25 protein-coding genes and 1 tRNA gene are annotated in these 23,990 nt (G+C 71.7%); 11 read left to right on the top strand and 15 right to left on the bottom strand.

The genetic code is table 11. From position 1 onward, the window contains the following. Positions 1-3 precede the first annotated feature (3 nt). Entirely contained in the window at positions 4-1,032 is a 1,029-nt protein-coding gene (locus tag OG295_RS23790; RefSeq protein WP_371678694.1) for a sigma-70 family RNA polymerase sigma factor, read from the top strand. A 150-nt stretch (positions 1,033-1,182) separates the two neighbouring features. Continuing rightward, positions 1,183-1,677, top strand: coding sequence for a hypothetical protein (locus OG295_RS23785; RefSeq protein WP_371678693.1), 495 nt, complete (start codon positions 1,183-1,185; stop codon positions 1,675-1,677). Positions 1,678-1,730: 53 nt separating this feature from the next. Here the strand turns inward: OG295_RS23785 and OG295_RS23780 are convergent, their stop codons facing one another. Together OG295_RS23780 and OG295_RS23775 are read right to left on the bottom strand one after the other, a co-directional pair. Further along, positions 1,731-1,955, bottom strand: a complete 225-nt coding sequence (locus OG295_RS23780) for a DUF2277 domain-containing protein (protein WP_266838818.1) — start codon at positions 1,953-1,955, stop codon at positions 1,731-1,733. Positions 1,956-1,962: 7 nt separating this feature from the next. Next, positions 1,963-2,628, bottom strand: coding sequence for a hypothetical protein (locus OG295_RS23775; RefSeq protein ID WP_371678692.1), 666 nt, complete (start codon positions 2,626-2,628; stop codon positions 1,963-1,965). Positions 2,629-2,736: 108 nt separating this feature from the next. On the opposite strand from OG295_RS23775, the gene OG295_RS23770 reads away from it, so the two are divergent. Together OG295_RS23770 and OG295_RS23765 are read left to right on the top strand one after the other, a co-directional pair. Beyond that, entirely contained in the window at positions 2,737-2,811 is a 75-nt protein-coding gene (locus OG295_RS23770) for a 50S ribosomal protein bL37 (RefSeq protein WP_100661309.1), read from the top strand. Between the two features lie 154 nt (positions 2,812-2,965). Continuing rightward, complete coding sequence (locus OG295_RS23765; protein WP_371678691.1) at positions 2,966-3,379, top strand: hypothetical protein; 414 nt, start codon at positions 2,966-2,968, stop codon at positions 3,377-3,379. A 74-nt stretch (positions 3,380-3,453) separates the two neighbouring features. Here OG295_RS23765 and OG295_RS23760 read toward each other — a convergent pair. Beyond that, a tRNA-Val gene (locus OG295_RS23760) sits at positions 3,454-3,528 on the bottom strand. A 105-nt stretch (positions 3,529-3,633) separates the two neighbouring features. Between OG295_RS23760 and OG295_RS23755 the strand changes: the two genes are divergently transcribed. From OG295_RS23755 to OG295_RS23745, 3 genes are all read left to right on the top strand, one after another. After that, positions 3,634-4,878 carry a hypothetical protein gene (locus tag OG295_RS23755; RefSeq protein ID WP_371678690.1) on the top strand — a complete coding sequence of 415 codons (1,245 nt, stop codon included), beginning with the start codon at positions 3,634-3,636 and terminating at the stop codon, positions 4,876-4,878. 261 nt (positions 4,879-5,139) lie between these two features. Then, on the top strand, positions 5,140-5,688 hold the full coding sequence (locus OG295_RS23750) for a DUF4383 domain-containing protein (protein ID WP_371681283.1): 549 nt from the start codon (positions 5,140-5,142) through the stop codon (positions 5,686-5,688). 9 nt (positions 5,689-5,697) lie between these two features. Continuing rightward, a complete protein-coding gene (locus OG295_RS23745) occupies positions 5,698-5,922 on the top strand; it encodes a zinc ribbon domain-containing protein (RefSeq protein WP_371678689.1) in 225 nt (74 codons plus the stop codon). Positions 5,923-5,980: 58 nt separating this feature from the next. Here OG295_RS23745 and OG295_RS23740 read toward each other — a convergent pair whose 3' ends face one another. From OG295_RS23740 to OG295_RS23725, 4 genes are all read right to left on the bottom strand, one after another. Continuing rightward, complete coding sequence (locus OG295_RS23740; protein WP_371678688.1) at positions 5,981-6,640, bottom strand: O-methyltransferase; 660 nt, start codon at positions 6,638-6,640, stop codon at positions 5,981-5,983. Next, on the bottom strand, positions 6,637-7,458 hold the full coding sequence (locus OG295_RS23735) for an HAD family hydrolase (RefSeq protein ID WP_371678687.1): 822 nt from the start codon (positions 7,456-7,458) through the stop codon (positions 6,637-6,639). The genes OG295_RS23740 and OG295_RS23735 overlap by 4 nt, the downstream gene beginning before the upstream one ends. Beyond that, positions 7,455-9,971 carry a phosphoribosyltransferase gene (locus OG295_RS23730; RefSeq protein WP_371681282.1) on the bottom strand — a complete coding sequence of 839 codons (2,517 nt, stop codon included), beginning with the start codon at positions 9,969-9,971 and terminating at the stop codon, positions 7,455-7,457. Before OG295_RS23730 ends, OG295_RS23735 begins: the two co-directional genes overlap by 4 nt. A gap of 119 nt (positions 9,972-10,090) precedes the next feature. After that, positions 10,091-11,266 carry an HpcH/HpaI aldolase/citrate lyase family protein gene (locus OG295_RS23725; RefSeq protein ID WP_371681281.1) on the bottom strand — a complete coding sequence of 392 codons (1,176 nt, stop codon included), beginning with the start codon at positions 11,264-11,266 and terminating at the stop codon, positions 10,091-10,093. A 194-nt stretch (positions 11,267-11,460) separates the two neighbouring features. Between OG295_RS23725 and OG295_RS23720 the strand changes: the two genes are divergently transcribed. Further along, positions 11,461-12,267, top strand: a complete 807-nt coding sequence (locus OG295_RS23720; RefSeq protein ID WP_371681280.1) for a TerD family protein — start codon at positions 11,461-11,463, stop codon at positions 12,265-12,267. A gap of 28 nt (positions 12,268-12,295) precedes the next feature. On the opposite strand, the gene OG295_RS23715 is transcribed toward OG295_RS23720, so the two are convergent. From OG295_RS23715 to OG295_RS23690, 6 genes are all read right to left on the bottom strand, one after another. Continuing rightward, a complete protein-coding gene (locus tag OG295_RS23715) occupies positions 12,296-13,036 on the bottom strand; it encodes a Tellurium resistance (RefSeq protein ID WP_371678686.1) in 741 nt (246 codons plus the stop codon). Positions 13,037-13,179: 143 nt separating this feature from the next. Continuing rightward, entirely contained in the window at positions 13,180-14,316 is a 1,137-nt protein-coding gene (locus OG295_RS23710; RefSeq protein WP_371678685.1) for a DUF475 domain-containing protein, read from the bottom strand. Between the two features lie 25 nt (positions 14,317-14,341). Further along, positions 14,342-14,917: a TerD family protein gene (locus tag OG295_RS23705; protein ID WP_030227215.1), complete on the bottom strand. Its 576-nt coding sequence runs from the start codon at positions 14,915-14,917 to the stop codon at positions 14,342-14,344. Positions 14,918-15,053: 136 nt separating this feature from the next. Next, on the bottom strand, positions 15,054-15,629 hold the full coding sequence (locus OG295_RS23700; RefSeq protein ID WP_030160471.1) for a TerD family protein: 576 nt from the start codon (positions 15,627-15,629) through the stop codon (positions 15,054-15,056). Between the two features lie 129 nt (positions 15,630-15,758). After that, positions 15,759-16,217 (bottom strand): peroxiredoxin, encoded by a 459-nt coding sequence (locus OG295_RS23695; RefSeq protein ID WP_371681279.1) that lies wholly within the window; start codon positions 16,215-16,217, stop codon positions 15,759-15,761. A 152-nt stretch (positions 16,218-16,369) separates the two neighbouring features. Beyond that, positions 16,370-16,795, bottom strand: coding sequence for a DUF3052 domain-containing protein (locus OG295_RS23690; protein ID WP_371678684.1), 426 nt, complete (start codon positions 16,793-16,795; stop codon positions 16,370-16,372). A 437-nt stretch (positions 16,796-17,232) separates the two neighbouring features. On the opposite strand from OG295_RS23690, the gene aceE reads away from it, so the two are divergent. Further along, positions 17,233-19,965 carry a pyruvate dehydrogenase (acetyl-transferring), homodimeric type gene (gene aceE, locus OG295_RS23685; RefSeq protein WP_371678683.1) on the top strand — a complete coding sequence of 911 codons (2,733 nt, stop codon included), beginning with the start codon at positions 17,233-17,235 and terminating at the stop codon, positions 19,963-19,965. Positions 19,966-20,049: 84 nt separating this feature from the next. After that, entirely contained in the window at positions 20,050-20,901 is an 852-nt protein-coding gene (locus OG295_RS23680; protein WP_371678682.1) for a potassium channel family protein, read from the top strand. Here OG295_RS23680 and OG295_RS23675 read toward each other — a convergent pair. Both OG295_RS23675 and OG295_RS23670 read right to left on the bottom strand, forming a co-directional pair. Further along, positions 20,882-21,262, bottom strand: coding sequence for a peptidase inhibitor family I36 protein (locus OG295_RS23675; RefSeq protein WP_371678681.1), 381 nt, complete (start codon positions 21,260-21,262; stop codon positions 20,882-20,884). The genes OG295_RS23680 and OG295_RS23675 overlap by 20 nt on opposite strands. 199 nt (positions 21,263-21,461) lie before the next feature. Continuing rightward, positions 21,462-23,054 carry an MFS transporter gene (locus tag OG295_RS23670; protein ID WP_371678680.1) on the bottom strand — a complete coding sequence of 531 codons (1,593 nt, stop codon included), beginning with the start codon at positions 23,052-23,054 and terminating at the stop codon, positions 21,462-21,464. Positions 23,055-23,171: 117 nt separating this feature from the next. Here OG295_RS23670 and OG295_RS23665 point away from each other — a divergent pair, with 117 nt between their 5' ends. Then, complete coding sequence (locus OG295_RS23665; protein WP_371678679.1) at positions 23,172-23,876, top strand: TetR/AcrR family transcriptional regulator; 705 nt, start codon at positions 23,172-23,174, stop codon at positions 23,874-23,876. Positions 23,877-23,990: the final 114 nt, after the last annotated feature.

Genomic DNA, 23,990 nt, shown 5'->3' with positions numbered 1-23,990 from the left:
CGCATGACGGACCCGGACGTTCCCGGAACCGGCACCCCACCCGGCCACGAGGCGGTGACGGCCCGGCTCGAAGGGCACCGTCGGGAACTGACCGGCTACTGCTACCGGATGCTGGGGTCGGTGTTCGAGGCGGAAGACGCCGCGCAGGAGACCATGGTCCGCGCCTGGCGCGGCGCCGACCGGTTCGACGGCCGCGCCTCGTTGCGGACGTGGCTCTACCGCATCGCCACGAACGTCTGTCTGGACGCGCTGGCCGGCCGCGAACGCCGGGCTCGCCCGATGGACCTCTTCGGCCCGGCCGTCGGCGCCACCTCGCCGGGCGCCGCGCTGGACGCCTCCGCGTGGATCGAGCCCTTCCCCGCCGGCCCCGGGGCCGTGGCCGTCGACCCGGCGGAGGCGGCCGAGACGGGCGAGTCCGTCCGGCTGGCCTTCGTAGCGGCGTTGCAGCACCTGGCGCCCCGGCAGCGCGCCGTCCTGCTCCTGCGCGAGGTCCTCGGCTTCTCGGCGCAGGAGGTCGCCGACGTCCAGGGCTCCACCGTCGCCTCCGTGAACAGCGCGCTGCAGCGGGCTCGGGCGGTGCTCGCCGCCCGGCGCCGCGAAGGCGCGGGCGGCGCCCCGACCGCAACCGGCGCACCGGTCGCAGCGGTCGGCGAAGCCACCCGGCGGGCCCTCGCCGACCGGTACGCCGCCGCGTTCTCCGGCTTCGACATGGAGGCCCTCTCCATGCTGCTGCACGTGGACGCCACGCTGTCCCTGGCCCCCCACACCCTGTGGATGCGGGGCTCCGCCGAGATCCGGGCGTGGCTGACCGGTCCCGCCGTCGGCTGCCGGGGGTCCCGGCTGGTCCCGACCACGGCGAACGGTTCGCCCGCCTTCGGCCAGTACCGGCGCCGGGCCGACGGCACGGGCTTCGACCCCTGGGCGCTCCAGGTCGTCGAAGTGTCGGGGGACGCGGTCACCGACATCAGCGTCTTCCGCGACACCGAGCGGCTGTTCCCCCTCTTCGGTCTGCCCCTTCACCTGGACGCGTAGGCCGGGCGGGGCAGTCGGTCACCCGTTCACCCTGCAGCGATCGCCGCGTCCCGGCGGGGCTTCTAGCGTCCAGAGCACGGCGCGCATCCGATTCCGCGTCACGTCCGTGCCCTGGCCGCGCCGTTTCGAGGAGCCCGAGGAGTTCTCTCCATGTCCCCCACACGCATCCGGTACCGCCTGGCGGGAGTCGCGGTCGCGACACTCGCCGTCGCTGCCGTCACACCCGTCGTTCCCGTCTCCGCCGCCCCCTCCGCCACCGTCTCCCCCGGGACCGTCGCCCCGGGCGGGCGCGTCAGCCTCAACGTCGAGGGCTGCGGCACCAAGACCGGCCGGGCCACCTCCCGGGCGTTCGGCGAGGTCTCGCTGACCCCGGGCAACCTGGAGGCGACCAACCTGTTCGGCGCCGCCACCGTCTACCGCGACGCCCCCACCGGCGCCCACCCCGTCACCTTCGAGTGCGGCGGCACGGGCGGCCGCCGCGTCACCGTCACCCTCCAGGTCGCACCGGGGGCCGCGCGCGGCGGACTCGGCGGGAGCGTCGATTCGATGAGCACGGGGCAGGTCGCCCTGGGCGGCACCCTCGCGGCCGGCGCGCTCGGCGCCGGTATCTGGATCCTGCGCCGGCGCATGCCCCGGACCGGCTGACAGGCTGACCGGCCGACCGACGTCCCGCCGCGCGCCGCGCCGGCCCCCGACGCCTACACCGTGGCGGACTGTCCGCGCACCTGTACCCCGTCGAGCAGCAGCCTGGTCGCCTCCGCGACGGCGTCCACGGCCGCGTCGAACACCTCCCGGTTGTGCGCGGCGGGGGCCCGGAATCCGGACACCTTCCGTACGTACTGGAGCGCGGCGGCGCGGATCTCCTCCTCGGTGGCCTTCTCGGGGATGGCGGGCGGGCGCAGGGTCTTAATGGAGCGGCACATACCTCCACTATGGCGCGGAAGGCGGCAGCTCGGCCCCGGAAAGTTTCATGATCAGCCCGGCCTGGAGCCGGCCCCGCAGCGCAGGGTCGGCGACCTCCTCCAGCAGGCCGATCGCCCGCCGCGTGCTCTCGGCCGCCCGCCGGTCCTCGCGCAGGGCGGCGCTCTGCGCGGCCATGTGCCGCAGGGCGAGATCGGCCCGCCGGTGGAACAGCTGGCCGACGAGGGTGACGACCAGGCCGACGGAGCTGGTCACCACCCCGATGTACGCGTCCCCGGCGCTCTCCGCCTTCCACACGGCGAGCCCGACCCCGAACAGCAGCACGGCCGCACCGATGCCCGCGAACCGCTGGCTGGTCACGAAACTGCTGCGGGCCTGCGCGAGCCCGTAGGCGTAGTACTCGACGAGGATCGGGGTGAAGTCGTCGCGCCGGTCCCCCGGCTCGGCCGCCCCGCCCCGCCCGGCGTCCACGAGCCTGGGGTCCCCCTGGCCGTCCCCCTCACCACCCCCCTCACCGGCCCCGGATCCGGCGGCGCCCAGCCCCGCGAGCAGCCGCGCCCGCTCCGCGTCCCGCCGCGCCTCGAACCCCCGGGTCCGCCGCCACTCCCCCCACCCGGCCCCGAAGCCCACCACCACGATCCCGACCCCCCAGACCCACTCCTCGGCCCCTGCCACGCCCATCACCCCCGCGATGAGATCCCCTCCCCACCGTGCGGGAAACCCACCCGGGACCTAGACTGGCGAACGCCCGAAATGTCCGTACCGGGGGATGAGGGAGACACCATGGCCAAGCGAGGAAACAAGCGCCGCGCCCGCAAGAAGAAGAAGGCCAACCACGGCAAGCGCCCCAACGCCTGACCCCTGAACAAGCCCGTGGCCCCACCCGGGCCGGCCGCACGAAACCCAAAGCCCCCCGCCACGGACGGCGGGGGGCTTCCTGGGTACGCCCACTCAACTCGGACTGAGTACCCGCACCCTGACGCCCGCTCACGAGGACGGGAACAGTGGGGCCATGCGCAAAGGACCGCAGACACCCGTTCTCCACTGGCTGTCGATCCCCCTGCTTGCCGGGGCGACCACAGCGGCCTGGGCCGCCTGGCTCGGCTGGGACCAGCACCGCGACGTACACCCCGACGGCTCGGAGACCGGCCCCTACCAGGCGTGGCAGGTGATCGGACTCGGACTGACCGTACTGGCCCTGGCCTACTGGGCGGCGTCCCGGGGCCACACGGCGGCGGCCACCCTCGGCACCACGGCCGGGCTGACCCTCGCCTCCTACTACGACTGGTCGGACGACGGGAGCGGACTCTTCATGATCGGAGTCTCCCTGATCACGCTCGCAAGCCTGGCCGCCACCGGCACCCTCGCGCTCGCGCTCGCCGCCGCGAAGCACAAGCCCACCCGAGCGAAAGACCGCCACCCCTGAAACACCGCCGGACGCATTCCCGCCAGGAACAACGCCAAAGGCCCCCAACCGTGATCGGTTGGGGGCCTCTGCACTGGTGGGCGCGGACGGTTTCGAACCGCCGACATCTGCTTTGTAAGAGCAGCGCTCTACCCCTGAGCTACGCACCCGTGGACGAGTGGACAGCCTACATGGAGGGCGCACCCCCCACGCAAACCCGTTCCCGTGGGGGAGAATGGACCGGGGCACGGCGGACGCGGCACGGGAGAGGGATTGTGACGACGGCATCCCGGCGGTGGTTCGGCGGGCGGGACGAGAGTCGGCGGGCGGATGCGCAGGCGGCGAAGGATGCCGCCGCGGCCGCGTTCTACGAGCTGGACACCGCGCAGCGGGATTTGCGGATCTCCATGGAGACCATCGCCGCCGCGGACGGGTCGCCCGAGGCCCGGCGGGCCGCGGAGGGGTTCGTGGCGCTGGGGCAGCGCATCGACCAGGTGAGCCACGTGTACATCGAGGCGGTCGACGCGCACGACCTGGACCGGGTCGATCTGGAGGGCTCGGTCGCCTCGCAGGCACGGGAGCAGCTGACCCGGGCCCGTGAGGAGCTGGTGCGGGTCAAGGGGGAGCTGGAGCGGTTCGCCCAGGGGCTGCAGCCGCTGCTGGACAAGGCGGAGACGCAGCTGGCGAGGGTCGCGCCCGCCCGGGAGCGGGCGAAGGCCGCGCTGCTGGCGGCGAGTGACGCGCTCGACGCGACGCGGGCCAAGGGGATACGGGCCGACGAGCTGGCGGGCCGGCTGGCCGCGCTGGGGCCCGAGCTGACCAAGCTGAACCAGGGCGCGGCCCTCCACGGGGTCCAGGCGACCGTGCAGCGCGCCGACCGGATCCTGCGGGACGCCGAAGCGGTACGGGCCGAGGCGGCGCGGCTGCCGGAGCGGGCCGCGGAGGTCGACCGGCGGCTGGTGAGCCTGCGGACCCGGGCGCAGGCACTGCGCAACAGGGCGGACCGCGTGGATCCGGTGCTCAGCGAGCTGAGGCGCCGGTTCAGCGCGGCGTGCTGGCAGGACCTCCAGCACGTCCCCGACCAGGCGGTACGGGACGTCGCGCGGGCGGAGGACCGGCTCGGGGAGGCCGGCCGGGCGCGGGAGGAACAGCGCTGGGCCGACGTAGGGACGCTCCTGGAGGAGGTCCGGGCCTCGCTGGACGCGACCGACGAGGCGGTGTCGGCCGCGCAGGACCGGCTCACGCGGCTGGAGGCGGTGGCGCGGGATCCGAAGGCCGAGGTGGAGCGGACCCGGTTCGCGATCCGGGACGCGCAACGGCTGGCGATGACGGGCCGGAGCGTGCCCGATCCGCGGCACGCGCGCCCGCTGGACGAGTCGGTGGCACGGGTGGAGCGGGCCCTGGCGGGGCTGGAGGGGCGGCACCCGGACTACTGGGCGTTCCTGCTGGAGATGGAGGACGTACGGGGCTCCGTGACCCGGGTGGTCAACGGCATCCGGGCGGAGCGCGGCCAAAGCTGACACCCCGCGGCCGCCCCCGGCCGGCCACGGGTTGTCCGGGGGGCCTCGGCGGCGGATGCTGGAGGTGCGGGGGGTGGAGTAGAGGAGGGCGAGATGGCTGCCCACACGTCCCACCGGCCTCGTACGGCCCATGAGTCGCCGGCGCCCTATGAGTCGTACCGTCCCCATGCGGTCTACGGGTGTCACGAGGCGCACGAGAACTACGCGCCCTACGTGCCCCACGAGCCGTACGAGACCCACCAGCCACAGCACTCCCACCTGATGCACCGCCTCCTGCACCCCGTCAACGCCAAGCTCGACGATCACCTGCCCGCCGACCACAAGCTCAGCCAGATCTACCGGGTCGGCGCCGGTCTGACGGGACTGCTGCTCGTCGCCTTCGGGATCCTCGGACTCACCCACCACATCGGTTTCTTCGACACCGGCGGCGACACGGTGCTCGCGCTCAACACCAACGGCGCGCTGAGCATCCTGTCGATCTGCATCGGGGTGCTGCTCTTCGTCGGCATGGTGATCGGCGGGACCTTCGCCTCCACCCTGAACATCGGGCTCGGGCTGGCGTTCATCGCCAGCGGCTTCGTGAACCTCGCCCTGCTCGACACGGGGCTGAACTTCCTCGCCTTCCGGATTCCGAACGTGCTGTTCAGCTTCGTCGTCGGCGTGATGCTGATGTGGTTCGGGATGTACGGGCGGGTGGGCAGCGCCCTGCCGCACGACAACCCGTACTGGCGGGCCCGCCACCCCGACCAGGTGGCCCGGGAACACCGGACCGCGGCGGCGCCGCTTCACGGGGAGCGCGGCGCTGCGTAGCCTGTGCGCATGCCTCGTTACGAATTCCGCTGCCGGACCTGCGACGACACCTTTGAGGTCAGCCGGCCGATGGCCGAGTCCTCCGCTCCCGCCGACTGCCCGGCCGGCCACGCCGACACCGTCAAGCTGCTCTCCGCCGTCGCGGTCGGCGGGACGCGCGGCGCTGCCGCACCCGCCCCCGCGCCGGCGATGGGCGGTGGCGGCGGCTGCTGCGGTGGCGGGGGTTGCGGCTGATCCGGGGCGTCGGCGCCGATATAGCCGACATAGGCGACATAGGCGTCGGCCAGACGGCCTAGCGCTTGCGCGACAGGGTCAGGCCGTCCGAGATCGCCAGCAGGACGGACTCCATCCGGGTGTCCGCCGCGACGTGTTCGTTGAACGCACGGACGCTCGCCCCCCTGCCGGTCGGCGACGTGTCCAGGACCGTCCCGTGGAAGAGCGTGTTGTCCGTGACGATCAGCCCGCCCGGGCGCAGCCGCGGCACGAGCTCCTCCCAGTAGAGGATCTGGTTCTGCTTGTCCGCGTCCACGTACGCCATGTCGATGTGCGGCTCCTCGGGCATCGCGCGCAACGTGTCCAGGGCCGGGGCGATGCGCAGGTCGATGCGGTCGGCGACGCCTGCCGCCTCCCAGGCCTCGCGGCCGTACGCCGTCCACTCCTGCGACACGTCGCAGGCGATCAGGCGGCCGTCGGCCGGGAGGGCCTGGGCCATGGACAGGGCGGAGAAGCCGGTGAAGGTGCCGACCTCCACGACGTGGCGGGCGCCGGTGAGCCTGACCAGGAAGGCCAGCAGCGGTCCCTGTTCCTCCGCCGACTGCATGCCGGCCGAGTCCGGGAACTTCTCCCAGGTGGTCGCGACCAGCCCCCGCTGGACCGCGTCCAGCGGGGGGTTGTGCGCGAGGACGTACGCGTAGAGCTCGTCGGTGATCTTGGTGCTGTTGCCCTTGGTCATGCGGTCAGTGTCGCAACCGCCCGGCCGAATGCGCGGACGATCTCCTCACCGGCGAGTACCCCCGCCGTGCTCAGGGCCGTCACCGAGGGCGCCGTCCACCCGGCGTCGGCGAGTTCGCCGTGCCCGGGCCGCCAGGCCCGGTCCGCGGCGAGCAGCAGGTCGGCGTCGAGCAGGGAGTCGCCGGCGGCGAGCGTGGTCTCCGCGCCGGTGCGCCGCGCCACCTCCGCCATGGCCGCGCTCTTGGTCAGCGGACGCGGGACGGCGTAGATCTTGCGGCCCTGGAGGGAGACCGTCCAGCCGCGCGCGCCCGCCCACTCCTCCAGCGCCTTGAGCCATTCGTCGGGGACCAGCGCGCGCTCGACGACCAGGTACGCGAAGAGGTCCTCCGCCACCCGCGCCTTGCGCAGCCACGCCGGGTCGGACACGGCCAGCAGGTGGGCGTGCACCTCCTCCAGGGGGGCGCACTCCCGCGCGAGCCGCGTCGCGACCGCGCGCCGCCAGTCCCGGTCCGGCACCCCGTCCACCAGCAGCTGGCCGCCGTTGGCGCAGATCGCGTACGGAGCCGGACGGCCGGGGAAGCGGATGCGCTGGTACTGCTTGCGGGTGCGGGTGGTGGTGGGCACGAAGACCGCCGCCGGGTCGGCGGTGAGCTGCGCCAGCAGGCCGGCCGCCGTCTCCGTCATGTAGGACAGCGGCTTGCTCTCGTGCACCTCGACGCACAGCAGCCGCGGGGCCTGCGGGTCGGGCATGGTCAGGCCGAGGGCGGCCGCCGAGTAGATGAGCGTGCGGTCGAGGTCACTGGCTACGAGGACGGTCACGGGGCGGCCACTGCCTTTCCGTCGGCGCCGGTGGCGCCGCGCGTGTATCGGGGGTGGATGAGTCCCACGCACGTGTAGGGCAGCCCGTCGACCTCCTCGACCGGCACCCCCCGCTGCGCGGCGAGCAGGCGTACGTGGTCCAGGTCGGCCCTGGCCCCGCGCCGGGCCAGGATCTTCCACGGCACGCGGCGCAGCAGCACCCGTGTCGTCTCGCCGACGCCGGGCTTGACCAGGTTCACGTCGTGGATGCCGTACTCCTCGCTGATCCGTTCCACCGCCGCCCAGCCCACCCAGGTGGGGGTCCGGTCGGCGGCGAGGAGCTCCTTGACCTCCTCGTCCACGGCCTCGGCCACGGCGTCGAAGTGCGCGGCGACGGTGTCGACGAAGCCGGTGGAGACGTCGGCGCCGGCGAGCTCCCGGTAGAACTTCGCGCCGTGGAAGTCGTCGGGGCCGACCAGGTCGGCCCTGAGCACCGTACGCGAGACCAGTCCGGAGACGGTGGAGTTCAGGCAGGCGGAGGGGATCAGGAAGTCCTCGCGGGTGCCGTACGTCTCCACGCAGGAGCCGGGGTCGGCGAGGACGACGATCTCGGGGTTGAAGCCCTCGAAGGAGGCGAGGGCCTCGCGCAGCTCGCGCGTGATGGCGCCCTTGCCCGTCCAGCCGTCGACGAAGACCACGTCGGCCGGGTCGTGGTGGGCGGCCAGCCAGCGCAGGGCGTTGGCGTCGATGCCCCGGCCGCGCACGATCGAGACGGCGTAGTGCGGCAGGTCAAGGCCGTGCCGGGCACGGGCCCAGCGGCGCATCAGCACGCCTACGGGCGTGCCGGCGCGGGCCAGGGAGACCAGTACGGGGGACGGGGAGCGCTCGGCGAGCACCGTCTCGGTGACGGTCCCGACCGCGCGCGCGATCCGGGCGGCGGAGGCCCCGAGGGCGCTGCGGTACAGCTCCTGGTAGGCCTCGGAGGGCTGGTACTCCACCGGCAGGGACTCGGCGTAGTGGGCGCCGCCGGCCTGGATGGCCTCCTCGCGCTCCTCGGTCGGGGCCTCCAGCTCGCAGCCGGAGAGGTCCTGGAGCAGCCAGCCGACGTCCTCGGGGGCGTACGAGGAGAAGGCCGGCCCGCGCAGCGGATCGGCCAGGGCGGGCTCGGACATGATCGGCTCCTGCCGGTCGGGGGCGGGGGCGTGGGCGGGGGCGTGGGGCGTGTACGCCGGTACGACGGCCAGCAGGACCCGCCCGGTGTGCGGGGCGAGGGCCGCGAGGAGGCCGCTGCCCAGCTCGGGGGTGTCCCCGGCGGAGTCCACGACGGCGACGACGGCGTCGAAGCCCGCTCCCTTGACGTTGTAGGCGTACCGGTCGCCGGGGCCGTCGGCCGGGGCGTCGTGCGCGGGGAAGACGAGCCGGGTGCGGATGGCGTAGCCGGGGTCGTCGACGGCGAGCACGGGCGAGCGCGTCGTGGTCGAGAACCGCACCTCGGCGGCGGTCCCGGACTCCTCCAGGGCCAGCGCGAGCCGCAGCGGCGCGTACATCAGCTCCTCGTTGCCGAGTACGAGGACCCGCCCGGGGTCCTCGCCCAGCGCGTCCGCGAGCTGCCGGGCCAGGTGCGGCACCGCCGCCTCCAGCGCGCCGCGGTGGGCGGGGGTGAAGCCGTGGCGGCCGCCGTCGGGGACGCCGGCCGGCCAGTCGAGCGCGAGGCGGGTGACCGGAGCCGCGGGGGCGCGCCGGCCTTCCGTGCCCCGGCCCGCGCGTCCCGTGCCCTGCCGGCGCCGGACCCCTCCGCACATCCGGAAGGACGCCGCCTCCTGCTGCTCCACGAGGGCCCGCCCCTTGGCCAGGACCTCCTCCGGGAGGTCGACCGTGCCGGAGGCGAGGGCGATCAGGTCCACCCGGGCGCCCAGGCCCGCGGCGAAGGCGGTCAGCCGGTCGCGGTCGGCCGCCGAGCGCATGTCGACGAGGGCGACGACCACGTAGTGGCCGCGCGGATGGCGGGCGTGCAGGTCGTGGATGGTGTTCAGGACCGTGTTGCCGGTGGAGAACTCGTCGTCGACGAGGACCAGCGGCCCGCTGCCCGCCAGCAGCCGCGGGTCCTCGGGCAGCAGCAGGTGGGAGGTGGCGTGCGAGTGCGCCTCCTCGAAGCCGCCCGCGGGCTCCACGCCCGGCACGGGCCGGCGGGTGGAGTGCAGGTAGGGGGCCGTGCCCAGGCCGTCGGCGACGCAGTGGCCGAGTCCGGTCGCGGTCTCGGCGTACCCGAGGACCACCGCGGAGGCGGCCGCCTCCTCGCCGAGCAGGGCCCGGACCCGCAGCCCGAGGCCGTGGCCGGCGGCGTGGACGACCGCCGGGGACTGGGGGACGTGCTTGCCGAGCACCTGGGAGACCAGCAGGTGGGCCCGCTTGGGGTTGTGCCGCAGGGCGAGCCCGAGCAGGGAGTCCAGCGGTGGCGCGGCCGGGTCGCCGCCGTCCCGCAGGCGCACGCCCAGCCGGTCCGCGACCCAGCTTCCCGACCAGACCTCGTCGATCGTCTTCCCCTTCTCCACGAGCCGGCTTCCCTCGGACCGCTCCACGGACCGGCTTTCCACGGACCGGCTTTCCACGGCCCCCTCCACGAACTGCTCCGCGGGCCCCTCCACCGGCCCGCTCACACCTGGAGCCCGGCCGTGAGCAGGTCGACGAAGCCGACCTCTTCCTTCGCCACACCGAAGACCTCGGCGCGCAGCATGGTGCGCTCCGCCCAGGCCCGGTGGGGCTTCACCTCGTTCATCTTGTTCGTGTAGACGGAGCGCATGACCCCGCCGCCGCCGCGCTCGGGGCGCAGGATGTCCTGGGCGTCGCTGAACTCCTCGTGGGAGACCACCGACAGCGCGTGCACGGGCGTGACGTGCGCGGGGTGGATGCAGGTCTTGCCGAGCAGCCCGTTGGCCCGGTCGAGTTCGATCTCGCGGAGCAGCCCGTCGAGGTCGTGTTCGATCAGGGCCGTGCGCAGTTCCTCCACACCCTCCTCCAGGAAGGGGCTGCGGCGCAGCTGGGGCTTGAAGAGGCGCTGCTGGCTGCGGAAGTACTCCCAGACCGGGCCGGTCACGGTGAAGCCGGTGCCGTCGGCGCGGCTGAGGACGTTGACCACGTCGGCGATCACGCCCGCCACGATCTGGACGTCGTAGGCGGTCATGTCGGGGGTGCGGCGCAGTCCGTACACGGAGCAGAAGTCGGTGACGCCGAGCCGCAGGGCCAGGACGCGGTCGCGGTAGCGGTTGACCGTGCGCGAGATGCCGGCGAGGGCCTCGACCCGGGTCTCCAGGTGGAGGAGGTCGGGGGTCTCCAGGACGGGCATGGCGTACAGCCGGGGCAGACCGGAGGCGGATTCGGCGTCGGCGACGGCGTCGAGGAAGGCCGTTCCGCGGCTTTCGGTGAATTTGGGCAGTACGAATCCGGCCAGGTGGCGCACGGGGCCGCCGAGGCGGCGCACGAGGTCGGGTATCTGCTCGGGGGTGCGGACCCGGATGAAGAGGAGCGGGAGTCCCGCGGTGCCGGCCGGGTCGGTGTCGAGGTCCGCGAACTGCCGGACGAGGTTCTCCTCGCCGCCGAGGACGTCGGAGTCGCTGATGGAATCCTCCAGGCAGAGGACCATGGAGACGACTCCGCGGCCGGCCTGCTTGCGGATGTCGGCGGCCAGGTGCGGCCGGGTCGCGGGGCTGTAGAGGGTCGCACCGAGAGCGGCTGCCAGCGTGTGGGCGGGCGAGGAGATCGAGAACTCGGCCGGCTCCTGGTGGAAGAGGTCCTTGCGGACGGTGGGCGATATGTGCCCGAAGTGACGCATGTACTTCCCCCGTACTGCCTCGGCGGCCCAACTGGCGTGGCCGGTAATAGTACGTACGAACACGAGTCAAGAGTTCCTCAAGCGCATGAAGTTCCGGTAACCCTCTTGCACCATGCCCAGCTCTCGCGATCCGGACAAGGCCCTACGGGGGGCCGCATTGTCCCGGTCCCGTCCGGGAGGGCAGGATGACGGGCATGACGCACGCGATGCAGAAGGGCTCGAACATTCCGGTGACCGCCGTGGCGGTCCGGGCGGTGCTGCGCTGGACCACCGGGACCGAGGTGCCGGACGTGGACGCTTCCGCGCTGCTCGTGGGAGCGGACGGGCGCGTGCGCTCGGACGAGGACTTCGTGTTCTACAACCAGCCCCGGCACCCTTCGGGGGCGGTCTGGCGGCTGGGCAAGAAGCAGCTGGGCGACGGGGTGACGGACGCGGTCCAGGCGGACCTGCGCGCGGTCACCCCCGTGGTGGACCGGATCCTGGTGGTGGCCTCCGCCGAGGACGTCCCCTTCCGGCGGGTCCGGGACCTGCGGATCCTCCTCTACGACGCCACCCCCGGCGGCGGCCCCGAGCCGCTGGCCTACTTCGACGTCCGGCCCGAGACCGGCTCCGAGACGGCGCTGATCTGCGGGGAGCTCTACCGCCGGGGCGAGGGGTGGAAGTTCCGCGCCCTGGGCGAGGGCTACTCCGACGGACTCGTGGGGCTGGCGACCGACCACGGGATCTCCGTCGACGAGAACGCCCCCGAGCCCGGCGCCGGCCGGGCGGCGGAGCCCGCCGGTGCGCCGGGAGGCGGCTCCGGCGACGACCGGACCGCCGCCATGCTGCCGCCGGTCCCCGTACCGCCCGCCCCGCCCACGCAGGCCCCACCGGCAGTCCAGCCCGCCTACGGGTACCCGCAGCCGGTGTCCCCGGCCCCCGCGCCCGCCCCGGTGCCGGCTCCGGGCGGGGACCCGTCCTTCCGGCTGCCGGTGCAGGGCCCGCAGTTCATCCGCCGCTGAGCGGCACACCGCGCGGGGGCGGGGCCGGTCAGGCCTTGGTGCTCTTGTAGCCCCGCCCCCACTGCAGGCCCCACCCGTACAGCCGGTCCAGCTCGGCCTGGAACCCGTAGACGAACTTGACCTCGCGGCGGACGATCAGCTCGCCCTTGACGTTCGCCAGGGAGACCACCGCGCAGGAGCGGGCCTGCGGGTGCCGCTCGTCCAGCGGGATCTCTATCCGCGGCCCGGCGGTCGGGTAGAGGGTGACCAGGGCGTGGGTCCGGTCGAAGGCCGGCGTCTGGTCGTAGATGTAGACGAAGACGAGCAGCCGTTTGATCTCCTCGGCGTGGTCGAGGTTGACGTACAGCGTCTCCCCGGAGCCCGAGCCGAAGCGGTCGTCGCCGCTGAGTTTGACGAACGGCGGGTCGTTGAGGTCGCCCAGCAGGTTGCCCAGGGGCTGCACCGCGCCCCTGGTGCCGTCGGTCAGCTCGTAGAGGCCGCCCATGTCCAGGTCGACGTTGACCATGCCCTGGGTGTGCGCCTGCACCATGTCGGGCTTGAACAGCTTGAACGGGTGCCGCAGCAGCTGCCCGCTCTGCCCGGAGCGGCCTCCGATGTCGGAGGTGCGCATCCGCCAGGAGAGGTTCACGCGGAGGTTGCCGTGGACCGCCTGCTGTTTGGTGAGCGACACCGTCGGATGCCGCCTGGTCAGCTCGATCGCGTTCGACGACGCCTGGCCCGAGTCGAACCCCATGGCGCGCGCGCCCCTGATCCCGTCGAAGAACCCCATGTCCCAACCCCCCAGGTCGGTCCGTGCGTGCGCCGGATGCCGTGGATGTGCGGCGGGGCGGCCACGCGGTCCGATGGATCCGCGCGGCCGCCCCGTCGAAACCGAAACGGTTCTGTGGAAAGCGTTCCGCAATCAGGGCCGGGTCACACCCCGGCCCCGACCTCCGCGGGCTCGCCGTCGCCACCCTCGGCGGCCAGGCGGTTGTTGCGGCGCACCGAGGACCAGAAGGACCAGGCGATGAGCACGACGCCGACGAGACCGGTGATGATCTCGTTGATCTCGTACTGGATGGTGACGAGGAGGATCACGGCGAGGGCGCCGATCGCGTAGTGCGCGCCGTGCTCCAGGTAGACGTAGTCGTCGAGGGTGCCCTGGCGGACCAGGTAGACCGTCAGCGAGCGGACGTACATGGCACCGATGCCGAGGCCGAGGGCCATGAGCACGATGTCGTTGGTGATGGCGAAGGCGCCGATGACCCCGTCGAAGGAGAAGGAGGCGTCGAGGACTTCGAGGTAGAGGAACATGAAGAACGCGGCCTTGCCGGCCATGACCACGGCCGAGACGGGCTTGCCGCTCTTCTTGGCCTCTTCCTCGGCCTCGTGTTCGGCTTCCTCCTCTTCCTCCAGCTTGTTCTCGAAGTAGCCGGAGAGGCCGCCGACGATCATGTAGGTGATCAGGCCGAGGACGCCGGAGACCAGGACGGTCTGCGCCTTGTCCACATGGGCGCCGCCGTGCTGGTGGGCATGGGTGGCGAAGGTCATCGAGGTGACGACCAGGATGATCAGCGCGATGCACGCGGACAGCATGTCGATCTTGCCGAGCTTGGCGAGCGGACGCTCCAGCCAGGCGAGCCACTTGATGTCGCGGTCCTCGAAGATGAAGTCGAGGAAGATCATCAGGAGGAACATGCCGCCGAAGGCCGCGATGGACGGGTGAGCGTCCGTGACCAGCTGCTGGTACATGTCCTTGTCGTTCATCGCGAGATCGACGGCCTCGATGGGCCCGATCTTCGCACTGATCGCCACGATGACCACGGGGAAGACCAGCCGCATGCCGAACACGGCGATGAGGACACCGACCGTGAGGAAGATCTTCTGCCAGAAGGCATTCATCTTCTTCAGGATTCCGGCGTTGACCACCGCATTGTCGAAGGAGAGCGAGATCTCCAGGATCGACAGGATCGCCACGATCCCAAAAGCGGGCCATCCCCCGTAGAACACCGCAGCGGCCAGACCGAGCGCAGTGACTGCGAACGACCAGCCGAAGGTTTTGAGAACCACTGGCACCCCATCGTCTTGTACGGCTTTACGAAACGTTGACCCCGAAGTCTAGAGCGATGCCCCGCAGGCCCGACGCGTACCCCTGGCCTACCGCACGGAACTTCCATTCCCCGCCGTACCGATAGACCTCGCCGAAGATCATCGCCGTTTCGCTGGAGGCGTCCTCGGTCAGGTCGTAGCGGGCGAGTTCCTGGTCGTCCGCCATGTTCACCACACGGATGAAGGCGTTGCTCACCTGGCCGAAACTCTGCCGGCGGGTGTCCGCCTCGTGGATCGAGACCGGAAAGACGATCTTGTCGACCTGGGCCGGGACCTTGGTGAGGTCGATGATGATCGACTCGTCGTCGCCTTCACCCTCGCCGGTGAGGTTGTCCCCGGTGTGTTCGACGGAGCCCTCGGGGCTCTTGAGGTTGTTGTAGAAGACGAAGTACTCGTCCCCGAGCACCCGGCCGCTGTTGCACAGCAGCGCGCTGGCGTCGAGGTCGAAGTCCGCCCCCGTGGTCGAGCGCGCGTCCCATCCGAGACCGACCAGGACCCGGGTGAGGTTGGGTGCGGCCTTGGACAGGGAGACGTTGCCCCCCTTGGCGAGTGTGACGCCCATGATGTGGTCCTCCCCGGACGACGTGGTGGTGTGGCACGGCCACCTGCACATGGTGGCAAAGCCGGACCGGCGCCGTACACACGGGTGCACGGCGCCGGACGGAAGAACTTCTTCGGGCTGGGGCCCGGGATCGGGATCAGACGTTGACGCCGAAGTCCTGCGCGATGCCGCGCAGGCCCGAGGCGTAGCCCTGGCCGATGGCACGGAACTTCCACTCCGCGCCGTTGCGGTACAGCTCGCCGAAGACCATGGCGGTCTCGGTCGAGGCGTCCTCGGAGAGGTCGTAGCGGGCCAGCTCGCTGTTGTCGGCCTGGTTCACGACGCGGATGTAGGCGTTGCGCACCTGGCCGAAGCTCTGCTGACGGCTCTCGGCCTCGTAGATCGAGACGGGGAAGACGATCTTGGCGACATCGGCCGGGACGCCGGCGAGGTTGACCTTGATGGCCTCGTCGTCGCCCTCGCCCTCACCGGTGGTGTTGTCACCGGTGTGCTCCACCGAGCCGTCCGGGCTCTTCAGGTTGTTGAAGAACACGAAGTTCGAGTCGTTGGCGACCTTGCCCTGGTCGTTGGTCAGGATCGCGCTGGCGTCGAGGTCGAAGTCGACACCGGTGGTGGTGCGAGCGTCCCAGCCCAGACCGACGATGACCGCCGTCAGGTTAGGCGCGGCCTTGGTCAGCGAGACGTTGCCGCCCTTGCTGAGGCTGACTCCCACGGGTCCTCCATTGGTATGTGTGTGGGGCGGGAGCCCCGTCGTGCGGTTGCTACGTGGATCAACGCTTCGATCCTAGTGACGGGTTCCCGCCCACAGGCTGTTTTCCCGCGACGGGCCCGCCGCGGAACCTCAGAGGCTGTCGAGGGCCTTGATGTACTCGTTCAGGTCACGCGCGTCGGGCAGCCCGTTGACGACGCTCCAGCGCACGACGCCGTCCTTGTCGATGACGAAGGTGCCGCGGACCGCGCAGCCCTTGTCCTCGTCGAAGACGCCGTAGGCGCGGGAGGTCTCGCCGTGCGGCCAGAAGTCGGACAGCAGCGGGTAGTCCAGGCCCTCCTGCTCCGCGAAGACCCGCAGGGTCGGCACGGAGTCGTTGGACACGGCCAGAAGCTGCACGTCGTCGTTCTGGAAGCGGGGCAGCTGGTCGCGCAGCTCGCACAGCTCACCGGTGCACACGCCGGTGAAGGCGAACGGGTAGAAGAGCAGCACCACGGCCTTCTCCCCCCGGAAGTCGGAGAGCCGCACGGTGGCGCCGTGGTTGTCCTTGAGCTCGAAGTCCGGGGCCTTGTTTCCGACCTCGATCGCCATCTTTCGCATCCCTTCGTTCCTGCGTTCCCACAGGGGGCTGTTCGGGTGAGACCCAGCCTAGGCGGGCACCGGTGCGCGGAACGCGCACACCCCGCCGACCGCGGGTGGTCCGGGTCGACGGGGTGTGCGTCCGCTGGGGTGCGGAGTACGGCTCAGCGCTTGGCCTTGGCGGCCTTCGGCGTCACCAGCTTGGTGGAGGTCCACTCCTTGCCGACGGGCAGGCCCTTGGCAAGCGAGAGGCCGGCCGTCTCGGCGGCCTCGCTGATGTCGCTGGCCTCGACGTAGCCGTCACGGCCCGTCTTGGGGGTCAGCAGCAGGATCAGTGCGCCGTCCTCGACCAGCTCGGTCGCATCGACCAGGGCGTCCGTCAGATCGCCGTCCTCGTCGCGGAACCACAACAGCACCGCGTCGGCGACGTCGTCGTAGTCCTCGTCGGCGAGCTCGCTGACGAGCTTCTCGACGCCGTCACGGAATTCCTGATCGACGTCGTCGTCGTAGCCGATCTCCTGGACCACCTGTTCGGACTGGAAACCCAGCCGGGCGGCCAGGCTCTCCGCGTGGTCCGCGGTCGCGCTCACGGGGTGCCTCCTGCTCATGTTCGGTGAATGTCTTTCGGCGGCGCGCGTACGCGCAGCATTGGGCGTAGTCCACACGGGAGCGGCGGATCGCGCAAGTACCCGGCCGCCGAGACCGTCGAAACGGTGACGATTGCGGCCGTCTCGCCGCAACTTTCAGGGTTCCTCGGTGTACCACTGGTGATTCATCCCACACCATTCCAGCTCATTCGGCATCGCATGAGGACTTTCCCACCTGTTTGAGGGACGAACGGCCTTGCGAACCCGCTGATCGTCTTGGGCGTAAGGTTGCGATTTGGCCCGACCCCCGGCCCGGCCGGGCGGACGCTCCTCCCCCGCTCCAGGTGTTACCCAGTGGTAGAGGTGAAGATTTCGGCCGGGCGTAAGACCATGGGAGGCGGCGACCCAAGGCACGACTCCCCCGACAGCGAAGGAACAGCGTGGCTTCCGCATCCGATCGCAATCCGATCATCATTGGCGGCCTGCCGAGCCAGGTCCCGGACTTCGATCCGGAGGAGACGCAGGAGTGGCTCGACTCCCTCGACGCCGCCATCGACGAGCGGGGCCGGGAACGGGCCCGCTACCTGATGCTGAGGCTGATCGAGCGGGCCCGCGAGAAGCGCGTGGCCGTGCCCGAGATGCGCAGCTCGGACTACGTCAACACGATCGCCACCAAGGACGAGCCCTTCTTCCCCGGCAACGAGGAGATCGAGCGCAAGGTCCTCAACGCCACCCGCTGGAACGCCGCCGTCATGGTCTCGCGCGCCCAGCGTCCCGGCATCGGTGTCGGCGGCCACATCGCGACCTTCGCCTCCTCCGCCTCCCTCTACGACGTGGGCTTCAACCACTTCTTCCGCGGCAAGGACGAGGGCGACGGCGGCGACCAGATCTTCTTCCAGGGCCACGCCTCGCCCGGCATCTACGCCCGCGCCTACCTCCTGGACCGGCTCTCCGAGCAGCAGCTCGACGCGTTCCGGCAGGAGAAGTCGAAGGCCCCGTACGGGCTGTCCAGCTACCCCCACCCGCGGCTGATGCCGGACTTCTGGGAGTTCCCGACCGTCTCGATGGGCCTCGGCCCCCTCGGCGCGATCTACCAGGCGCGGATGAACCGGTACATGGAGGCGCGCGGGATCGCCGACACCTCCAAGTCACACGTCTGGGCGTACCTCGGCGACGGCGAGATGGACGAGCCGGAGTCGCTGGGCCAGCTGTCCATCGCCGCGCGCGAGGGCCTGGACAACCTGACCTTCGTGGTGAACTGCAACCTCCAGCGCCTCGACGGCCCGGTGCGCGGCAACGGAAAGATCATCCAGGAGCTGGAGTCGCAGTTCCGCGGGGCCGGCTGGAACGTCATCAAGCTGATCTGGGACCGCTCCTGGGACCCGCTGCTGGCCCAGGACCGCGACGGCATCCTGGTCAACAAGATGAACTCCACCCCGGACGGACAGTTCCAGACGTACGCCACCGAGTCCGGCTCCTACGTCCGCGAGCACTTCTTCGGCGGCGACCAGCGGCTGCGCGCGATGGTCGAGAACATGACGGACCAGCAGATCCAGCACCTGGGCCGCGGCGGTCACGACCACAAGAAGGTCTACGCGGCCTACGCGGCGGCCAAGGCCCACAAGGGCCAGCCGACGGTGATCCTGGCGCAGACGGTCAAGGGCTGGACGCTGGGCCCGAACTTCGAGGGCCGCAACGCCACGCACCAGATGAAGAAGCTGACGGTCGACGACCTCAAGCGCTTCCGCGACCGCCTGCACATCCCGGTCACCGATGCGCAGCTGGAGGGCGGCGCCCCGCCGTACTACCACCCGGGCCGCAACTCGCCCGAGATCCAGTACATGCACGACCGCCGCAGCGCGCTGGGCGGCTACGTGCCCACCCGCGTGGTGCGCGCCAAGCCGCTGCAGCTGCCGGACGACAAGACGTACGCGGCCGCCCGGAAGGGCTCGGGCCACCAGTCGATCGCCACCACCATGGCGTTCGTCCGCATCCTGAAGGACCTGATGCGGGACAAGGAGATCGGCAAGCGCTTCGTGCTGATCGCCCCCGACGAGTACCGCACCTTCGGCATGGACGCGTTCTTCCCGAGCGCCAAGATCTACAACCCGCTGGGCCAGCAGTACGAGGCGGTCGACCGCGACCTGCTGCTCGCGTACAAGGAGTCCCCGACCGGCCAGATGCTGCACGACGGCATCTCGGAGGCGGGCTGCACGGCCTCGCTGATCGCCGCGGGTTCGGCGTACGCGACGCACGGCGAGCCGCTGATCCCGGTCTACGTCTTCTACTCGATGTTCGGTTTCCAGCGCACGGGTGACCAGTTCTGGCAGATGGCCGACCAGCTGGCGCGCGGTTTCGTCCTCGGCGCGACCGCCGGCCGGACCACCCTCACGGGTGAGGGCCTCCAGCACGCCGACGGTCACTCCCAGCTGCTGGCGTCGACCAACCCGGGCTGCGTGGCGTACGACCCGGCCTACGGCTACGAGATCGCGCACATCGTCAAGGACGGTCTGCGACGGATGTACGGCCCCGACGCCGAGGACGTCTTCTACTACCTGACGGTCTACAACGAGCCGATCCAGCACCCGGCCGAACCGGCCGACGTGGACGTGGACGGCATCCTCAAGGGCATCCACCGGGTCTCGACGGGCACGGCCGGCACGATCGGGGCCCAGATCCTGGCCTCGGGCGTGGCGGTGCCGTGGGCGCTGGAGGCGCAGCGGATCCTGGCGGCCGACTGGAACGTGCGGGCGGACGTCTGGTCGGCGACCTCCTGGAACGAGCTGCGCCGCGAGGCCGTCGAGGTCGACGAGCACAACCTGCTCCACCCGGAGGAGGAGCAGCGCGTCCCGTACGTGACGCGGAAGCTGTCGGGCGCGGAGGGGCCGTTCGTGGCGGTCTCGGACTGGATGCGCTCGGTGCCGGACCAGATCGCGCGCTGGATCCCGGGGGCGTACACCTCGCTGGGCGCGGACGGCTTCGGTTTCGCCGACACGCGCGGCGCGGCGCGGCGCTTCTTCCACATCGACGCCCAGTCGGTGGTCCTGGCGACGCTCACCGAGCTGGCCCGTGCGGGGAAGATCGACCGCTCCGTGCTGAAGCAGGCGATCGACCGGTACCAGCTGCTGGACGTCACGGCGGCCGACCCGGGCGCGGCGGGCGGCGACGCGTAGCCCCACGGGGCGCGGGGTCACTCTTGCGAGGGGGCGCCGGGACACCTGTCCCGGCGCCCCTTACCCGTTCTTTACGATGCTGGGATGAAACAACCCTCCCGCCAGGCACGGTGGGAGCGCCGTACGCAGGTCCCGCTGCTGGTGCTCGCCGTGGCCTTCGCCGTCGCCTACGCCGTGCCGATCGTGGCCCCCGACGCGGGCGAGGGGGTGCACCGGGCCTGTACCCACGCGGAGTGGGTGGTGTGGGCGGCGTTCGCGGTGGACTACATGGTGCGGCTGGGCCTGGCGGCGGACCGGCGGGTGTTCGTGCGGACGCACTGGCTGGACCTGGCCGCGGTGGTGCTGCCGCTGGTGCAGCCGCTGCGGCTGCTGCGGCTGGTCGCGACGCTGATGCTGGTGGGCCGGCGGGCCCGGATGGCCCCGCAGGTGCGGCTGACGACGTACGTGGCCGGGGCCGTGGTGGGGCTGCTGATGTTCGGCTCGCTGGCGGTGCTGAGCGTGGAGCGGGACGCCCCCCAGGGGAACATCAAGAACCTGGGCGACGCGGTGTGGTGGTCCTTCACCACCATGACGACGGTCGGGTACGGGGACCACTCCCCCACCACGGGCCTCGGCCGGCTGGTGGCGGTGGGGCTGATGCTGTCCGGGATCGCCCTGCTCGGTGTGGTGACGGCGAACATCGCCGCCTGGTTCATCGCCCGTTTCGAGCGGGACGACCAGGTGGAGCGGCTGCAGCTGGCGGTCCTGCGCGAGCTGCAGGACGAGGTACGGGCGCTGCGGGACGAGGTCGCCCGGCTGGGCGGCGCCCCGGGCCCGATGCCCGCCCAGGCCGCCGCCGACGCTTCCCCCTCCCCCTCCCCCTCCCCTTCCTCAGCAGCCGCAGCCTCCGTCGCCGCCTCCGCCGACCCGGCGGGGGTTACGTCTCCCACACCTTGAACGCCCTGACCTGGTACGGCGACTGGGGCAGCAGGACCCCGTCGCCCGGATAGGTCTGGAACTCGCCGGTCTCGGCGCAGACGTCCGACTGGTACGTGGTCACCGGGCGCCCGGTCCGGTTGATGAGCGACTGGTAGTTCCCGGCGGGCAGCGCGGTGCAGCTGTTGATGGAGAGGGTGCTGAGGTCGTAGGTCTGCTTGGCGCCCTTGAAGTCCGGCTTGGCCCACAGGCACAGCTCGCCCGTGGCACAGGACGGCGCGCCCGCCGCGTGGGCGCCGGTGGCGGTGCCGGGGACGAAGGCGGTGGCGGCCAGGAGGGCGGCGGCGAGGGTGGTGGCGCGAGCGGTGGTCCACGTACGCATGGCGGAATCGTCTCCTTGTTGACGGCCGGGCCCCGGACGGTTTCCGAAGGCTCCGTGGCACCACGCTGACCTGCGGCGACGGTCGAGCGGAAGGGGCTGCGGACGGGTCCACCCTGATAGGCGACAGCCCCGCCGGAACCGTCCGGCGGGGCTGCGGGGGAAGCGGGGTTGACCCGGCGGTAACGGCCGGGCGGGTGGCTCAGATGTGGGCCGCGCCCGCTCCGGCGCCGGCGTTCGCCCCGCGCTTGGTGAAGCAGGCCACGATCGCGGCGAGGACCGCGACGACGCCCGCCACGGTGAAGGCGGTGCTCATGCCGGACACGAAGGTGTCGTGGGCGACCGAGGCGATGGCCCGGGCGACCGGCTCGGGGGCGCCGGGCGGCACCGGGGCGATGCCGACCTGGACCCCCTTCCCGGCGAGGTCGAGCTGCTCCGGGGTGAGCGGGGGCAGCTGCGCCCGCGTCCAGTTGTCCCCGAACGTGTCACTGACCTTGGCCGCCATGACCGCTCCGAGGACGGCGGTGCCGAGGCTTCCGCCGACCTGCATGGCGGCCTGCTGGAGCCCGCCGGCCACGCCCGAGAGCTCCAGCGGGGCGTTGCCGACGATGACCTCGGTGGCGCCGACCATGACGGGCGCGAGGCCGAGGCCGAGGAGCGCGAACCAGAGCGACATGGTGAGGGTGGCGGTGTCCGGGGTGAGCCGGGCCATCCCGAAGCAGGCGCCGGCGGTGGCGACCATGCCGGCGACGAGCGGGACGCGCGGGCCGACCTTGGTGATGGCGGCGCCGGCCAGCGGCGAGCCGATGATCATCATGCCGGTGAGCGGCAGCAGGTGCAGCCCGCTGTCGACGGGGCTCATGCCGTGCACGTTCTGCAGGTAGAAGGTGACGAAGAAGAGCCCGCCCATGAAGGCGAAGGCCATCAGGACCATCAGGACGGTACCCGCGGACAGCGGCAGCGAGCGGAACATCCCGAGCGGGATCAGCGGCTCGGAGACCTTGGACTCCCAGACGGCGAAGAGCACGAAGCAGAGGGCCGACCCGCCGAGGAACAGCAGGGTCCGGGTGTCGCCCCAGCCCCACTCGGCGGCCTTGATCAGGGCCCAGATCAGGGAGAACATCGCCACCGACAGCAGCACGATGCCGACGAGGTCGAAGGAGCGCGGGGCGTTCTCGGCCCGGTGGTCGAGCAGGATGACCAGGCCGAAGAGCAGGGCGACGACGCCGACGGGCACGTTGATGAAGAAGACGGACTGCCAGCTGACGTGCTCGACGAGCAGGCCCCCGACGATGGGCCCGGCGGCCGTCGAGGCGCCGATGACCATGCCCCAGATGCCGATGGCCATGTTGAGCTTCTCGGCGGGGAAGGTGGCGCGCAGCAGGCCGAGGGCCGCGGGCATCAGCAGGGCGCCGAAGACGCCCTGGGCGACGCGGAAGCCGATGACCAGGCCGACGCCGGTGGAGAGGCCGATCGCGGCCGAGGAGAGCGCGAAGCCCGCGATGCCTATGAGGAAGGTCTGGCGGTGTCCGAAGCGGTCGCCGAGCTTGCCGGCGGTGATCAGCGAGACCGCGAGGGCCAGCAGGTAGCCGTTGGTGATCCACTGCACCTCGGCGAGCGTGGCGCCGAGGTCCTTCTGGATGGCGGGGTTGGCGACGGCGACGATCGTGCCGTCGAGGGTGACCATCATGACCCCGACCGCCACGGCGAACAGGGTGAGCCACGGGTGGCCGCGCCATCCGGTGCGGCCGGGCGCGGGGTCCGATTCCTTGGCGAGGGTGATCTGACTCGTCATGCGGACAGGCTAGTGACAGTGACTGACACTTCACAAACGGCTCAACGGGACAGTCGCTGTCAGGTCGGTCACAGGTACCCTGACCGCTCACTCAGCGTCAGAAAGGACCCCTCGGTGATGACCGACCCGCGGCCGGCACCGGACGCCCCGGCGACCGGTCTGCGCGAACGCAAGAAGCGGCGCACCCGGGACGCACTGCTGCGCGCCGCCCTGCTCCTGTTCGTCTCCCAGGGCTACGACCGGACGACGGTGGACGAGATCACCGACGCCGTGGAGGTCTCCCAGCGCACGTTCTTCCGCTACTTCGCGAACAAGGAGGAGGTCGCCTTCGCCGTCCAGGACCTGGTCGAGTCGCACTTCGTCGCCGCGCTGCGGGCCCGCCCGGCCTCCGAGGGCCCCGTGGAGGCCATGCGCGGCGCCGTGCTCGCCGCCTGGGACACGGTCGAGGAGGCCATCTCCGAGGTGGTCCCCGTGGACCTCTACATGCGGGGATACCAACTGATCGAGTCCACTCCGGCCCTGCTCGCCGTGCACCTGCGGCGCTCCACCGAGCTGGAGGAGCGGATCGCCCGGCTGATCGCCGACCGCGAGGGGCTGGACCTCGACGCCGACCCGCGGCCCCGGGTGGCGGTGGCCGCCTTCTGCGGCGTGATGCGCGTCACCGGGCGGCTGTGGGGGCAGGGCGAGGACACCAGCGTCGAGGCGATCCGGCGGATGACCGAGGCCTATCTGGATCAGATCCGTCCGGCCCTGGCGGCCCACTGGCAGCGGCCTGCGGCGGCCTCCCGCACCGCCCCCGCCGGCTCCCCCACCGGGGTCTGAGGCACCGCCGCACCGGGGGTCCGGACCGCAACTCACCGTAACCGGACGGGTGGTGCGTCCCTCGGCCGGCCGTGAGACCTGTCACCCGGGGCACCGTCGGCTCCAGCCGTCTCC

The organism is Streptomyces sp. NBC_01276 (assembly GCF_041435355.1).
Lineage (GTDB): Bacteria > Actinomycetota > Actinomycetes > Streptomycetales > Streptomycetaceae > Streptomyces.
Note: the sequence above shows the minus strand (reverse complement) of the source record. Positions and strands in the feature narration are given on the sequence as shown.